Origin of the sequence: Chitinophaga sp. Ak27, from assembly GCF_012726295.1 — a bacterium.
Classification (GTDB): domain Bacteria; phylum Bacteroidota; class Bacteroidia; order Chitinophagales; family Chitinophagaceae; genus Chitinophaga.
The window spans coordinates 291,172-307,608 of sequence record NZ_JABAOB010000001.1; the positions used below are offsets into that span (position 1 = coordinate 291,172).

Genomic DNA, 16,437 nt, shown 5'->3' on the forward strand with positions numbered 1-16,437 from the left:
TTTATCCGATTAAGTGCTCCAGTTGGGTGACTTCTTTCTTCGCAAATAATGCTACATCGCTGGCCATCATTTCCTTTACCAGGGCTGGCAAGTCATAGGCCGGCTCCCATCCCAGTACTGTCTTTGACTTGGTAGGATCGCCAATGAGCAGCTCCACCTCAGTAGGACGAAAATAACGGGGATCGATCGCTACAATTTCTTTTCCTAACGGCAACGCGTATACTTCATTTGAGCAGACAGTAACTACACCGGTTTCAGTTACGCCATTTCCCTGGAAGGAAACAGTGATACCCAACTCGGCAAAAGCCATACGAACAAATTCGCGGACCGTAGTGGTAATGCCGGTGGCAATTACATAGTCGTCGGGTTGTTCTTGTTGCAGGATGCGCCACATGGCTTCCACATAATCCTTCGCATGTCCCCAATCGCGTTGCGCATCAAGGTTGCCCAGGTATAACTTATCCTGCAGCCCCAACGCGATGGCTGCCGCGCCCCTGGTAATTTTGCGGGTTACGAAGGTTTCTCCCCGCAGGGGGCTTTCATGGTTAAACAGGATACCATTGCAGGCGTACATACCATAGGCTTCCCGGTAGTTAACGGTGATCCAGTAAGCATATAACTTTGCTACAGCATAAGGACTGCGTGGATAAAAAGGCGTAGTTTCCCGTTGCGGCACTTCCTGCACCAGTCCGTATAACTCCGATGTGCTGGCTTGGTAGATACGGGTCTTCTTTTCCATCTTCAGGATACGTAACGCCTCCAGTAAACGCAAGGTGCCGATTCCATCTGCATTGGCTGTATATTCAGGCGTATCAAAGCTTACTCTTACATGGCTCATCGCCGCCAGGTTATAAATTTCATCCGGTTGTGTTTCCTGTATAATACGGATCAGGTTGGTGCTATCGGTCATATCACCATAGTGCAAACGAAAGCGCACATTTTCGCTGTGCATATCCTGGTATAAATGATCAATACGCTCTGTGTTGATCAGGGAGGCCCGGCGTTTTACGCCATGCACCATATATCCTTTTCCCAGCAGCAATTCTGCCAGGTAAGCGCCATCCTGGCCAGTGATACCTGTTATCAGGGCTACTTTCATACAATCTTTATTTAGTGGTGATAGAAATAGTTATTATAGCTGTGTTTTATCGCACTAGTGCATTAACTGGTGTAGCAGCAGTGTTGCCGATACCGTAATAAGTAAAACCCATTTTCACCAGTTCAACATCGTCATAAATATTGCGGCCATCGAACAACAGCGGCGATCTCATGCAGCCTTTCAGCCGCTGCCAGTCGGGTATACGGAACAGATTCCACTCTGTTACCAGCAGTAATGCTGCGGCATCATCTGCGGCCTGGTACATATCATCCGCGAAGGTGATGCTGCTGCCGAGATAAGCCTTTGCTTCCTCCATAGCTACCGGGTCATATGCGCTCACCACCGCGCCGGCTTCCAGCAGGCAACGGATCAGCACCAGCGACGGCGCCTCCCGCATATCATCTGTATTCGGCTTAAACGACAATCCCCATACGGCGAACTTTTTGTTGCTCACATCCCCATCAAAATGACGAAGCACTTTCTGGAATAACAACTGCTTCTGATCTTCATTCACCGCTTCCACCGCATCGAGGATACGAAGCTGGTAACCATACTCGCGGCCGGTTTGCATCAGGGCCTTTACATCTTTGGGGAAACAGGAACCGCCATAGCCGATACCGGGATATAAGAAATGCTTGCCTATCCTCGGATCACTGCCAATACCTTTACGTACCTGGTTGATATCGGCGCCTACAAGTCCGCATAAATTAGCGATATCATTCATAAAGGATATCCTGGTGGCCAACATCGCATTGGCGGCATATTTGGTCATTTCTGCAGAAGCGATGTCCATAAACAATATCGGGTGCCCATTTAGTAAAAAAGGTCGGTACAGTTGCTCCAGCTTTTGCCGGGCCCTCAAAGTATTAACGCCAACGACTATACGGTCTGGTTTCAGGAAATCATTTACCGCAGCGCCTTCTTTCAAAAATTCCGGGTTAGAGGCCACATCATAATCCACGATCATCTGCCGGGCGTAAAGGCTTTCCTTCACTGCACGGTTTACATGAACAGCGGTGCCCACCGGCACGGTGCTTTTGGTAACGATCACCAGGTACTTTTCCATCAGCGCCCCTACCTGGCTGGCCACCTGCAATACGTATTGCAGATCCGCGCTCCCGTCTTCTCCCGGAGGGGTACCCACCGCAATAAATACTACCTCTGCCCCCGGCAACGCCGTAGCCAGTTCCGTTGTAAAAGACAACCGGCCCCCGTGTTGATTGCGCACTACCATTTCCTGCAACCCCGGCTCATAAATAGGTAATATGCCGTTTTGTAAACGGGCAATCTTTGCTGCATCTACATCAGCGCAAACCACTTCCGTTCCTACTTCTGCCAAACAGGCCCCCGTTACCAAACCAACGTACCCTGTACCTACAATGACTACTTTCATACAACTGGTATTTAAGATTGTAATTTGAACTGGTCCTGCTGCAGGAAATCCCTGTAAGCCATTACCAGCCCCTCTTTCAAACTAATGCTATGCTTCCACCCCAATCGATGCAACCTGGATACATCCATTAACTTGCGGGGAGTGCCATCAGGTTTACTGGCGTCAAATATCAGCTCGCCCTCATAGCAAACTACCTCTTTGATATACTCGGCCAACTGCTTAATTGTCAGGTCTTCCCCTTTACCAATATTCACAGGCTCCTTTTCATTATAGTGCTGCATCAGGTATACACATGCATCTGCCAGGTCGTCGGCAAAAAGGAATTCCCGTTTAGGCGTTCCCGTTCCCCATACCGTAACAGAGGGTCTATTATTTACTTTTGCTTCATGAAAGCGGCGGATCAATGCCGGCAATACGTGCGCGTTTTCCGGGTGGTAATTATCGCCAATACCAAAAAGATTAGTAGGCATTACACTGATAAAGTTGCAGCCATATTGATCCCTGTAAGCTTCACATAATTTGATGCCCGCTATTTTAGCAATGGCATAAGGCTCATTGGTTTGTTCCAGCAACCCCGTCAGCAGAAAACTTTCCTTGATCGGCTGCGGCGCCATGCGGGGATAGATACACGAACTGCCAAGAAACTGCAACTTGGTAACACCATATTTCCAGGCAGCATGTATCACGTTAGCTGCGATCATCAGGTTATCGTACAGGAACTCAGCGCGGTAGGTATTATTGGCGTGTATGCCGCCTACTTTAGCCGCCGCCAGGAATACATAGGCAGGCTTTTCTGAGGCAAAAAAAGCTTCTACCTCTTGCTGTTTGCGCAAATCAAGGCTACCGGAACTGCGCGTAATAATGTTATGATAGCCGAGGGTTTCCAGCCTCCTTTTAATGGCGCCTCCCACCATACCACGGTGACCGGCTATATAGATAGGATCATTTGCTTCCATATACTTCGATTATTGTTTATAGTAATTCAGGGCGGTTATCTCTTACCCACTGATGCAGTTGTTTAATATCCTGGCCGCGGCCGCGTTTCATAACCAGCAAGGCGCTGGCAGTATTCACCACCACTATATTTTCCACGCCTACCAGCGCTACCAGTTTATCTTTTCCGATCACCATATTCTTTCGCGGATCACTTTCTATAAATACAGCCTGGTGATTGCGATATTGATAGTGCTGGGAGAGCGCATCTGCCAGCGCTTCATAACTGCCCACATCGCTCCAGTCCATTTTTGTTGGCACGACTTTCACAAGATTGCTTTTCTCCAGTACAGCATAATCAATACTGTCTGATGGAATGGCTTCCATCATTTCTTTCGGTAAAGCCCCGGTTCTTTTCCATTCAGCGGCAGCAATGGCGGCGGCTTCATAAATAGCCGGCGCATGGTGTTGTAATTCCTGCAGCATGACACTGGCTTTGCAGCAAAAAATGCCGCTGTTCCACAGGAATCCGCCTGCGGCCAGCATCGCCTCCGCCACCACGCGGTCGGGCTTCTCTACAAACCGCAGCACGTCATGACCGGAATAACTGATATAACCAAACCCTGTTTCCGGATACGTGGGCACCAGTCCGATAGTAACAATATGATTTCCGGCAGCCAATATCCCCGCTGTTTCTATGGCCATGGCGTACCTGTCGGGTGTACCAATGAGATGGTCGGCCGGGGTGATGAGTAAAATAGTTTCGGGATCGGCTACAAAAGCAGCCAGCGCGATGGCGGCGGCCGTATTACGCCCTACCGGTTCAGCCAGGCACACGGGGGCCGAAGCGCCAGCTTGTTCCAGCTGCTCCAGTACTATCTCCGCCTGTTGTTCATTTACAATGGCCATCACTTTGTTACAGGCGAAACGGTTACGCCGGAAAGCCAGTTGCAGGAGACTATAGCCATCAAACAACGTTAATAACTGCTTGGGGGTTTGCTGATTCGACAAAGGCCATAAGCGGGTGCCCGAGCCACCGCAAAGAAGAATATGCTGCATCATAAGGTTGGTTGTTTAAGTCAGTAATGATGTCCATTTACCGTTTTATTTCCGGTGATCACCGTTATCTCTCTCGATGGTACTTTGGCTACCAACATGCAACCTAAACTACTCAGTTCCACTTTTACCCGGGTGCTGCTGAGTTGTATAATTTTACCACCGGAAGAGGATGCCCTTTCCTCACCTGCCTTTAAGGGAAACGGTTCTACCGACACCTCGTCGTAGTCGCGGAGAAAATGCCTGATTAATGCAATTTCATGATCGGGTATAACCGCCGGTTGGCCCAGCCAGTATACAAAGTTCACGACGTTGTCTGTTTCGCGCACTACCCAATTCCTGCTTTCTGGAATGTGTACGAATACATAAGAAGGAAAGAGAGGTTCCTCTACGATCTTACGGGAACGCATCAACTGCTTAACAGGACGATAATGCTCCACTTTCTTGCGGGTGAACAGGTCAGCTACTTTCTTTTCACATTTGGCCCTGGTATATACCGCATACCAGGCCAATGGTTGTTCATTAAACATAAGAGCCGGTTTTAAGGTGATCGGATAGTTCGTGCGGAATTTATAAAGGCGGGACCGGGCGTACTTCTGCCCGCAATTCATATTAATGGTGCAGCCGGATATAACAATAGCTACTTTGTACTGCGTTTAAATAAACCGGGTTTTTTGGATACTTCAGTATAGCCGTAGCCGTTTATGTCGCCATATCCGGATCCATACCCGTACCCTGCTACCCCTTGTCGTTTTATACCGTTAAATACAATATTCAGTTTTCCCAATTCCCTGTTCTGGTAAAGCTCTTCCACCAGCTTAAGATAATGCTTGGGAGTTCGCTGATGACGTACTACATACAGGGTAGCGTCACAGAACGGCGCAATCAACCTGGCATCTGTTACCAGTCCTACCGGTGCAGAGTCGATAATGATATAATCAAACCGCTCTTTCAGCTCGTTCAGTAAATGTTCCAGCTGGCCGTTGAGAATAAGTTCGCTGGGATTTGGCGGCATAATGCCTGCAGGCACCAGGTATAAAAGCCCGTTATCGCCTATCTTTTTCAGGATATCCTGTAGAGATGCCTTACCTACCAGGTAGTTGCTGATGCCTGGATCTATGCGCATGTCCAGCATTTTGCTGATCATGGGTTTCCGGAGATCGAATTCCAGCAGCGCCACTTTTTTTCCCGCCAGCGAAAGGCTCATCGCCAGGTTCACCGATATAAAACTTTTGCCTTCACCGGAAATAGAAGACGTGATGAGTAGCGTTTTCCGGTCGCCATTCAAACCAATATAGGATAGCGAGGTTCTCAATGCCCTGAATTGTTCTGCCACAGCGGTCCTGCTATTACTATGCATCACCAAAGGATCCTTACCATCGTGGTGCATAATTTCGGCGGCAATAGGTGCGGTGGTTACTTTTTCAATATCGGCACGGAACATCACTTCCCGGTTCATCATATCTTTGAGCGATACAAATCCCACTACCAACGCTATGGCGCCTAGTACAGAAATGCCGAGTACCAGTGGTTTCTGGGGACTAAACGGATAAGCGGCAGATTCGGCTGCATCTACGATCCGGCTGTCAGATACGGCTGCTGCATAGGCCAGCGCTGTTTCCTCACGTTTTTCAAGCAGAAAGGTGTAGATATTATTCTTAATCACTTGCTGCCTGCTCACTTCCAGCAATGCTTTTTCTTTGCCGGGTACACTGCGGATAATACCCATATTACGGCTATTTTCCGCCTGTAATCGCGTTAATCCTGCCTCAAGGTTGGCACGTAAACTCCCTATATTTTCCCGGATAGCTGGCTTCAGGCGCTCCATCTGCCGGGTCAGGCTAGCCAGCAACGGGCTGTTTTCACCAGTAGTTTTACGCAGCCGTTCCAATTGTAATGCGGTTTCTGATAATTTAGTGACCAATTCCAGTAATACTGCATCCGTAAGGCCAATGGTACCCGGAACAATATTGCCATTCGGATCCTGGTTGTTGACATACTTTTCAATCGCATCCAGGACGGAAAGCTGCATATTTGCTTCGCTGATCTTACGGTCGTTCTCCTGTACACTGGCCAGGAACAATTTGCTTTGTTCCCCGATATCCACAATCCCCTGCGCCGTCTTGAAATGTTCTACCTGTGTTTCAGCCTGTCCCAGTTCAGCGCTTACAATGCGTAATCTCTCTTCCACAAAGTTCATCGTGTTGGCAGAGGTTCTGTTCTTATCATCAACCGCCGCTTTATTATATACCCGGATCAACTCATTTACAATATCTTCGCCCCGCTCCGGCGCGGCATCGGTGTACTCGAGGTCTACTACACTCCCTGCTTTCGCGGCAGGCATAATTTTCATTGTGGCCAGTAGCAGCTGTATCCACTGCTTTTCTGTCATCACGTGCAGGGTATAGCTGGCCGATGTATCCATATGTCTCGCCCCTGATTGTATTAACAGTTTACCCCATCTTGTTTGCACGGTATCACCTATAGGGTATTTCTTACCGTCGATAACCACCTGTTTGGCGGCCTCGTTACAGGTAAACGGCCAGATACCTGTTGCGGCCATTTCGATGCTTTCCGGTTCCAGGAAAGTAAATTTCAGTGGGCTGTCTTTATAAAGTACTACATCACGTATCTTCCCTTTCTCTATTACCTCTCCATACAAATTTAAATTTCGTATAACCGCTTTAGTTAGTGTACGCGATTTTAGTATTTCAATTTCATTCTCCATGATTGTTTTGCTGCCGCTCATCAAATCGAGCGATTGCAGCATATCACTGGCGCCAAGTCCGTTAGAAGCCTCCTGTACCAATAGTACACCCGAAACTTTATAGAGTGGCGTAGCATAGCGGAGATATAAAAATGCGCCTGCCAGGGCAGCTGCCACAGCAACTATAAATAGCGGCCAGTAAGGCAGGTAGCGGGAACGGATGAGCGTTAATAAGCTCAATGGCGTTTCACCAGACTGGGTTTTATTTCCGTTAACTTTTTGCATACGCTACTTATTAACAACTAAACGATCCAGGATAATAACAAGTAACGACAGGCTGCTGAGCACAATGGGCAATATTTGCCGGGACCGGTCCGCTGTCGCTATTTTTGACTTATTGGGTTCTACATACAGTATATCATTTGATTGCAGGAAATAATAAGGAGAGTTGAGGATCCGTTTATCATTCAGGTCCATACGGCGGATGATCCGCTCCCCGTCGACCTCCCGGATTAACAGGATATTATTTCGTTTACCAAATACCGTTATATCGCCAGCCATTCCCAATGCCTCCAGTACTGATATCTTTTCATTCGTAACATTTACTACAGTTGGCTTGCTGACTTCGCCCAATATCGTAACACGATAATTCAGGAAACGGATGCTCACCACAGGATCTACCAGCAGCTTACGTTCTATAAGCTGATCGTGCAGATAAACAGTGAGTGCTTTTTTTGTAAGGCCGATTACCTTTACCGGCCCTAATACCGGGTATTGAATAAACCCCTGCTCATCTACCAGGAACCCTCCCAGTATTGCTCCCGCGCCAGCATTAGCTCCACCTGCACCCGACGCAGAAGTCATGTTGGATACATTATAGATTATAACATCTTCCGGGTTAAGACTGCTTACATTGATCTGCAGTATATCATTCTTTTGTATCCGAGGCTCAAAATTACCATCCACCGGCGACAGCACGGTGTCCTTTACGTCGCTGAAGTAAACAGCATTTTTGGTTGACACACAGGAAGTAAACAAACAACTGAAGCATAGTAATCCCCATCCTATCCAGGTTAAGCAGGTTTTCAATATCATCATATGGCATTTTACATCATCATTTGCACGTCTCTCACATCTCCATACAATATTACTTCGGTTACTATCCGAAATCAATTACTCACTACAGTATAAATTGCTTTCAATTCAGGTATCTTACTACTTGTTAAAGTAGATCTGTAACAAAATCAGTGATCATATCAACAAAAGAAAAATATAATACATTTTCGGATATGCCTGTTAAAAAGAAGAGAGAGAACAAATTATTTGACCAGATTTTTGAAATTAATTCTGATTTGGACGAAACATTCAACTTCTGATAGACCTTTTTCAGGTGTTGATTAACAGTAAATACAGTCACAAATAATTTCCCGGCCATTTCCTTATATGAGTAACCTTCTTTGAGTAATTCCACCAGTTCATATTCCCTGCGGGTAAGCTTGTCTTTAATACTTTCCAATGGATTTTTGTTGAGGTGGCTAATCAACAGATGTGCTGCTTTGGGAGATAAAGTGGCCCCATTATGCACCGTGTCCATTACAGACTGGTAGATATCACTCAATCGGCTCGTTTTAATAATATACCCGCTCGCTCCCTTTTTAATGGACTCAATAATGTATTGCTTACCGTCATGTCCTGACAATACAATCACTTTCGACTCGGGGTAACGCTGCTTGACTTCGGCTATACCATCAATACCCGACATACCCGGCAAAGTAATATCCACCAATACTACCTTTACATCCGGATAACTAACCGGCAACGCGATAAATTCTTCTATCGATTTACATGCAAATACAACACAACACTCCTGAAAGTCCTCGAGAAATTCACGATAGTTGTTTAACAGAAAATGGTTGTCTTCAATGATTCCTATGTTAATCATATTAATGGAGGGAGGTTTACAGATAGATATGGTTAATAAAAACAGATATGGTACAATAAAATACTTTGATAGTAAATATAATCTTAAAAAAGATTGCCAGTTAACACTATTTTACAAATAGCTATTAATAAGTCAATTAGATATATTTTATTATAAAATTCAATCATGTATACAATTTATAAATAAAAATATATAACATAATAAAATGTACAATCGAAGTAATATTAATTTCAAAAATTACAATAAACACAATGTTTACAACAAATACAAGGGGAAAATCATTCATATTATTATTTATAAAATATAATATTTAAAAAACTTTCGTATTTTGTGTTCACAACCAGATCTATCCTGCTGATCCATATCCTTCGAAATAAACCTTATTCACTGTGTACTAAAAATCAGGCATATGCGGGAACCCATCAACAGACATATAACCGGAGAAGAATCACTACTGGAAATACGAACTGCATATATTTCCATGGCAACGCACGAGTTTAAAACACCCATCACTGCGATTTCATCTTCTATTGAACTACTGGAAACAAAAATGCAGCGGGACGAATTGATGTTGCCATTTTACGAGCGGAATTTGTCCCGTATCAAAGAGGAGATAACAATCCTCAGCAATATGGTGGACGACATACTCATTAGCGGTAGCATGATAGCAGGCAGTCCCGTCACACATCCTGAGGTAACGGACGCCACTACTTTCGCCAAGGCCATCAAACAACAGTACTTTAACCAACGGTCCGATAAACGGCAATTGAAAATAAAGGTTTCCGGTACGCATCACGATATTTACATCGACAGAAGCCAGTTGACAAGTATCCTTACCAACCTTGTGAGTAATGCCTTCAAATACTCGCATGGAAAAAACCCTTTACTGACCCTGCACTACAGGAAAAAATATCTTTGCATCAAAATAAAGGATAACGGCATCGGTATACCTGAAAAAGATATACGGTTATTGTTTACTCCTTTCTTCCGCGCCGGAAATGTAGGCGCCAGGGAAGGCGCCGGCCTGGGGCTGGCCATTGTGAAGTGCTTTGTTAATGCCAACAACGGCACAATAACAGTGAGCAGCGATACAACCGGTACTGTTTTTACCATTACATTTCCTTATGCAGCTGATACGTCCTTCTGAATGATGTTTATACATTATCCCCGTTCCTCGTCAGCGCAATAATAATACGCTACCCTTCTGCAGATGCTGCTCCTCCCGGCTGTCTGTATACGTGCATATATACACGTAAGATTGTACATTTGCGGGCGATCCTCCGACAGTGCCATCCCACCCCCATTCCGGAGCCTGGCTGGAAAATACCAGCTTGCCCCACCTGTCGTATACCTGTAACCGGTAGTCATGGATAGCGTCGTATACCCTGGGTCGGAAAATATCATTCTGCCCATCGTTATTGGGTGTGAAAGCAGTTGGTAATACCACCAGGCAATTTTTCCAGGGCGAAGCTACGGTGGTGTCTATACTGGCACGAAAATCATGTTGATCTTTTATTTCGCCGGTATGCGCTCCTGCCGCAAGACCTGTAAAAACACTGTCCGCCTGCCATCCGCTATTATCCAGCTTATATTGAAAGGGAGGAACTCCACCGGTTACATGTAGCGTAATACGACCATCTGTTACGGCCTCACAACTACAAGGTTTTACTGTAGCGGTTACGGCAGGTAATAATAACTTATCTATCGCGGACAAATTGTCGATCAGCAAGGCAATACCAAACTGGCTTTTATTACAGGGAGCAGTGGGATAAGCCCAAAATGAAATATAGTGCCATGCTTCCGTGGGACGAAATACGGCGTGGTATCGCTTCCAGTCTGTTTGGGTAAAATTGTCAGACAACCATAGCAATGCCGCCGTATCCCCCGGCGTATTGCCACCATAAATTGCCAGGCTGCCGTAACAGGCCGGGTACAGATAATAGGTGGTAAAGGCCATATCAAAACTTAATACATAAGTAGTATGCGGCATCAATGGTTGAGATAATTCCTGTCCTATCCCCTCCAGAAACCCTTTTCCACTATGCATACCGATATAGCTGTTGCCCGCCGATGGCAACAGCTTAATATCAAAAATACCCGGCTGCGTATCAGGCGTCCCTGCTGCTATAAACCAGGGCGAAGGTACAATCCCCTTTCCCGCCCGGCCTTCCAAAGAGGGATTACCCAGGGAAATATGCTGCGCGCTTACCTTGATTGCCAGGGTTAACCACAGGCAGCAGTATAGTATACAATAAAAAGTACCGGGTTTTGAAAACATTCCGCTGATTTGCCGTCCTAAAATTACCGGTTACTGCAATGACAGCATATACTCAAAGTAGTAGTTTGTGTTTTGAAAAAGGTGGCAAACGATCAGTTTTTCCCATAAACATCCTCATAAAACCTAACCTGACCGGTAGCATCCGGCCACGCTGTATTATAAAGTATCAATACATACGTAGTAGCAGGAACAGGAAAAATAACCGGGTGCTGATCAGGCTGACTTCCTTTTGCTTCCAGCGCCATCATGGCTGCTGCTTCTTTATCCAAAAGCATGTGCGCCAGCTGCACGGCCTCCTCTACTCTTACACATCCATGACTGAAAAACCGCTGTTGCAGCATAAACAGATTTTTCCCCGGTGTATCGTGGAGATAAATGCCAAATGGACTGTAGAAATTTAATTTTACAATGCCCAGGGAATTATCGCAACCGGTATTCTGCCGGATGGTATATGGGAAATTACTGCGGCTAAGATTATTCCAGTTAATATCCGAAGGGTTTACAATGCGTCCGCGCTTATCTAATATCACGAATTGGTTATCAGCCAGGTACTGCCGGTCTCTTTTGATATGGGGCAATAATTCACCAACGGCAATTTTATTGGGCACTGTCCAGTAGGGAAATAATATTACTTCCGTAATACAACTGCCGAGTGTGGGAGTTGGCGTACTTTTCTTCCCGGTTATCACCCTCGAATATAACACTGGCTTTCCATGCTCATAAAGCACCAATGTAGTAGATGGAATATTTACCAATACCACCGATGCCTGCATTTTATAATAATGCAGCCAACGAATTTCGTTTAACCCCTTATACAGGTCCTGCAACCGGTGCATCAATGGCACATTCAGCGCCTTCAGGAAACGGTCTCTCAACACACCATCGTCGAGGGTATTGAACAAATGCTGCGCCTCTTTTATTTTGCCCGACAACGGCTTCTGTCCGATGCCGGCGAGTGTATCTACAATGCCGATTTGCCTCAGCCTCAATAATAGCGGAACATTGGAACTATCTGCTTTCAAAGACTTAACAGATATCTCTTTAAAAGCCGTGTCCATGATAATGGGATATAAAGCAGCAATACTATTCTTTAGCAGTATATATGCTGTATCCGGTGGTTCTATGGAGGGCAAAAAATTTGAAAAACGTCCCATGGAAAGGGAGTCTGCCAGTTTAGCAGCAATAGCTGCTTCGGCATTGGGCAACGGTGGCAGGCCATTATACTTTACAGGAGGGGCTGCCAGGCGGCCATATGCTACATCCCGGAAAAAGTGGATAGCCGCTTCAGTTATACGGACATCGGCGTTCAGGGTATCTGTTGCTGTCGGCATTTTGTAGCTACTATCTGCTAACGCTTGTATCAGCACCGGATCATAATCGCTTGCCTTCAATCCCAGGAAAGCAGCTTTTCGAAGATATGCAGTCAGCATATCAAAATGCTGTTTTCCTGCAGCACTGATCCAGGCAATCCGGCTACCGGTTTTTTGATAAAAGATCTGTATAGCCAAATCCTCCCGCTGCACAGTATAATGAACTACCTGTCCATTTAAATAAAGACCGGGAAAAAATAGCAATATAAAAAAACAGACTTTCATTAAACTGACACTTCACTTAGCTTATGTACGGAAGCAATTAATCCGGAAAGATGTTCTACTTTCACATCATTATAATCAGCAACGCTAATGCTCTCTCCACGGCCCTTCGCCAACTTTGCCCCCATCGTTAACAAACATTTATCCACCCACGAGAGCTTTCTGAACTCAAGTTTACCGGGAAGAAAAAAACAAGTGCATTTATTACCGATGTCGGCGCCAATACTGCCAATAATATATCCCTCCAGCTTCTCCTTTTCCGCCGCCGGTGTACCAGACACCAGGTAAAGAAACAGCTTTTTACCTGCCAATAGGTCCTGATTCTTCTTCACCCAGTCACGCAACTGCAATTTCCCAATATAGACACTGGTCCCCATGATGATATAGTCTGCATCTTTCAATTGATCTTTCGTTTCATTACCGGCTGTCGCCACGGGAATATTCAATGCTGCCGATAACCAGGCTGCATATTGCTGCGTAGCACCGTACTTGCCCTTATAGATGATAATACCTTTCATAGTTACCGTTTTAAGAATCTGGTTATTTTACTCAAATGTAGAACCCGCCGGGAGAATGAAATATGATGTCTATTAGCATAAATCCTGACTATCGTCAGTATCGCGGGTATTCGCATATTGACAACTCATAAAGAAAAATTAATTCCAACCTCCGCCTTTCTGGCGTAATTATTGCTCAAAGCTGTAACACTAAACTCAGGGAACGTCATCCTGATAAACCATATCGAGCATTAAAAAATATTGGCGTGCCGGATTTTAGTTGTAGCAATAGTTACATCTATTGATTGTCCTGATTTTTATCACCTTAAACCATTAACATTAATGTTCAATTACACTACGTTTTTCAAACCGCGGTAGTGTTTTCGTCGTATTAATTGCAGATGGGCACAGCATTCCTTTGTATCGTTATCACCCAGTATTAAAATTGAAAAACCGTTCAACCAGCTTACACTATGCGGACTGAAATGGCCATATTAAAGAACCATAAACAGGCTCAACGAAACTGAGCTTTCTGTAAACCAGCTTAATCTTCTAAAAATGGTAAACAGACGGAAAACCATTCGAATCAGACTATGGAACTTTCTATTTTTGTTAGTTGTGGGACAGAACGCCCGGGGGCAGTCGAAAATACTTAGCGTACACGTTACCGATACTCAACATCAGGGTATCAGTGCCCATATTGTGGCAGGCTCCCTCACCACTGTTACCGATTCAACCGGCACAGCCCTGCTGCATCTTTCCCCGGGCCGGTACCTGGTTACCGTTAGCTCCCTTGGCTATTCCGGCAGCAGCCGGGGCATTGTGCTAAGTGGTGATACCACTATTGCTTTTGTTTTGCAAAAAAGTACTAACCAGCTTAAACCCATTACAATTGAGGCGGACCGGATTCTACAGCTCAACCAGATGAGCTCACATTTGTTGAGTATCGAGCAAATGAAAAAATTACCTACACTGATGGGAGAAATTGATCCATTAAAATCCATCACACTGCTTCCTGGCGTCAAAAATGCCGGAGACGCCGGTAACGGTATATATGTACGTGGCGGCGGCCCCGATGAAAACCTCGTATTAATGGATGGCATTACTGTTTATAATCCCACCCACCTGCTGGGTGCATTCAGTATTTTTAATGGCGATGCAGTTAAAAACATATCCGTTATCAAAGGAGGAATGCCGGCTGAATATGGCGGACGGCTGAGCAGCGTAATCTCCGTTACTTCCAGGGAAGGAAATAAAGACAGCCTTAAACTCAATGGGGGCATTGGTTTGATTTCCTCCCGCCTTACTGTAGAAGGGCCGCTGCAAAAAGGAAAATCTTCCTTTATTATAAGTGCCCGCCGTACTTATATTGATCAGCTTGCCCGTTGGATTGCACCGGATTCAATAGGCAATAACGGTTACTATTTTTATGATGTTAATGCTAAACTGAATTTTGAGTTGAACGCTGCTAACAGTATTTCTTTGAATTTCTATACAGGCAAAGACAATTTCAACTACGATAAAAATGAGTCCACCGACAGGTACCGTCATTTTAAAGCAAATTGGGGAAATACACTTGCCGGCGCTACCTGGAAATCTCAGATCAGCAGAAAAATTCAACAAGAGTTTTCCATATTCCATAACTCCTTTGAACTTGGCAGCAGCATCACCTACAATACAGATGGTGTACTGTTTTCATCAGGGCTGCAAGACTACCAGGTAAAAAACGACTGGATGTATCTCGCCTCCAACCGTCTCAAGTTAAAAGCCGGCTGGCAGGGCACATGGCATCAGTTCAAACCCGGCGCGGGCAGCACCAGCGCAGGAGAGCAGGAATTTATATCAAAGATCAATAAGCAATATGGCCGGGAAGCAGCAGCCTACCTCAGTGCAGATTGGGACATTAATAACCGGTTCAATATCCTTACAGGATTGCGAGTGAGCTACTTCGACCAGGTAGGCCCCAAGACAGATGTGGTATACGGAAAAGATGGCGTTCCCACCGGTAAAACAATTACCTACAAAAAAGGGCAACGGATCGCGAAGTATATGTACCCCGAACCACGTCTTGCCATGCGATATCTGTTTGACCGCGAAACGAGTATTAAACTGTCGTATACCCGTACTGTACAGTACCTGCACCTGGCCACTACCAGCGCTGCCACCTTTCCAAGCGACCTGTGGGTACCTGTTAGCCGTCTGATAAAACCAGGAGTGGCCGACCAGGTAGCGGCGGGATTCTTTAAGGATTTCTCCAAAGGCTATGAATTCAGTGCTGAAGCCTACTATAAACGAATGGACAACGAGCTTGAATTTATGCCAGGCGCCCAACTGCTCCTCAATCAAAACATTGAAAACGAAATGATCTTTGGTACCGGAAAGGCATATGGCCTGGAACTGCTTCTCAAAAAGAAAACAGGAGCACTCACCGGCTGGATTGGTTATACGCTGAGTCGCACAGAACGCACCTTCGCAGAGCTTAATGGAGGCAAACCATTTCCCTATCGGTACGACCGCACACATGATCTCAGCGTAGTCGCCAACTACCAACTGTCGGAAAAATGGACATTCTCCGGCTTATTTGTATTCAGTACCGGCAACGCGCTCACCATGCCTAATGGCCGGTTTGTTTATAACCTGGGATTTAATTTCAGCAACGATTCACCAATATACACCAATATCAACCGCTATGGCAAAATCAACGATTATCGTATGCCGGCTTATCATCGCCTCGACCTATCGGCTACTTTCACTCCGAACCCTGAAAGTACCCGGCGCTTTAAAAGCCATTGGATATTGAGCGTATATAACGTCTACAATCGTAGTAATCCGTACTTCATTTATATAGATGTAGACGAAAACAAGAAGTCCATACAAGGTAAGCAGGTAACGCTGTTCCCCATTCTGCCAAGCATTTCATGGAACTTTAATTTCTGATGT

The 16,437-nt window shown here is 45.5% G+C and carries 13 protein-coding genes; 2 read left to right on the top strand and 11 right to left on the bottom strand.

Annotation, left to right across the window (positions count from 1 at the left end):
• Position 1 precedes the first annotated feature (1 nt).
• The 8 genes from gmd to HGH90_RS01175 all read right to left on the bottom strand — a co-directional run bounded on the left by gmd (position 2) and on the right by HGH90_RS01175 (position 9,130).
• Complete coding sequence (gmd, locus tag HGH90_RS01140) at positions 2–1,099, bottom strand: GDP-mannose 4,6-dehydratase (RefSeq protein ID WP_169190178.1); 1,098 nt, start codon at positions 1,097–1,099, stop codon at positions 2–4.
• 46 nt (positions 1,100–1,145) lie between these two features.
• Positions 1,146–2,492 (bottom strand): UDP-glucose dehydrogenase family protein, encoded by a 1,347-nt coding sequence (locus HGH90_RS01145; protein ID WP_168765623.1) that lies wholly within the window; start codon positions 2,490–2,492, stop codon positions 1,146–1,148.
• Between the two features lie 11 nt (positions 2,493–2,503).
• Positions 2,504–3,448 (bottom strand): GDP-L-fucose synthase family protein, encoded by a 945-nt coding sequence (locus tag HGH90_RS01150; RefSeq protein ID WP_168765624.1) that lies wholly within the window; start codon positions 3,446–3,448, stop codon positions 2,504–2,506.
• A 16-nt stretch (positions 3,449–3,464) separates the two neighbouring features.
• Entirely contained in the window at positions 3,465–4,487 is a 1,023-nt protein-coding gene (locus HGH90_RS01155; RefSeq protein ID WP_168765625.1) for a mannose-1-phosphate guanylyltransferase, read from the bottom strand.
• 17 nt (positions 4,488–4,504) lie between these two features.
• Positions 4,505–5,011, bottom strand: a complete 507-nt coding sequence (locus HGH90_RS01160; protein ID WP_168765626.1) for a transcription termination/antitermination NusG family protein — start codon at positions 5,009–5,011, stop codon at positions 4,505–4,507.
• 110 nt (positions 5,012–5,121) lie between these two features.
• Positions 5,122–7,473, bottom strand: a complete 2,352-nt coding sequence (locus HGH90_RS01165; RefSeq protein WP_169190179.1) for a GumC family protein — start codon at positions 7,471–7,473, stop codon at positions 5,122–5,124.
• Between the two features lie 3 nt (positions 7,474–7,476).
• A complete protein-coding gene (locus tag HGH90_RS01170) occupies positions 7,477–8,286 on the bottom strand; it encodes a polysaccharide biosynthesis/export family protein (RefSeq protein WP_168765628.1) in 810 nt (269 codons plus the stop codon).
• A gap of 124 nt (positions 8,287–8,410) precedes the next feature.
• A complete protein-coding gene (locus tag HGH90_RS01175) occupies positions 8,411–9,130 on the bottom strand; it encodes a response regulator (RefSeq protein ID WP_168765629.1) in 720 nt (239 codons plus the stop codon).
• A 409-nt stretch (positions 9,131–9,539) separates the two neighbouring features.
• On the opposite strand from HGH90_RS01175, the gene HGH90_RS01180 reads away from it, so the two are divergent.
• Entirely contained in the window at positions 9,540–10,277 is a 738-nt protein-coding gene (locus tag HGH90_RS01180; protein WP_168765630.1) for a sensor histidine kinase, read from the top strand.
• Positions 10,278–10,307: 30 nt separating this feature from the next.
• On the opposite strand, the gene HGH90_RS01185 is transcribed toward HGH90_RS01180, so the two are convergent.
• The 3 genes from HGH90_RS01185 to HGH90_RS01195 form a co-directional block, all read right to left on the bottom strand.
• Positions 10,308–11,408 carry a gliding motility-associated C-terminal domain-containing protein gene (locus tag HGH90_RS01185; protein WP_169190180.1) on the bottom strand — a complete coding sequence of 367 codons (1,101 nt, stop codon included), beginning with the start codon at positions 11,406–11,408 and terminating at the stop codon, positions 10,308–10,310.
• Between the two features lie 92 nt (positions 11,409–11,500).
• Complete coding sequence (locus HGH90_RS01190; RefSeq protein ID WP_247679955.1) at positions 11,501–13,003, bottom strand: L,D-transpeptidase family protein; 1,503 nt, start codon at positions 13,001–13,003, stop codon at positions 11,501–11,503.
• On the bottom strand, positions 13,003–13,518 hold the full coding sequence (locus tag HGH90_RS01195; protein WP_169190182.1) for a flavodoxin domain-containing protein: 516 nt from the start codon (positions 13,516–13,518) through the stop codon (positions 13,003–13,005). Before HGH90_RS01195 ends, HGH90_RS01190 begins: the two co-directional genes overlap by 1 nt.
• Positions 13,519–14,115: 597 nt before the next feature.
• On the opposite strand from HGH90_RS01195, the gene HGH90_RS01200 reads away from it, so the two are divergent.
• Positions 14,116–16,434, top strand: coding sequence for a TonB-dependent receptor domain-containing protein (locus HGH90_RS01200; RefSeq protein ID WP_169190183.1), 2,319 nt, complete (start codon positions 14,116–14,118; stop codon positions 16,432–16,434).
• Positions 16,435–16,437 lie beyond the last annotated feature (3 nt).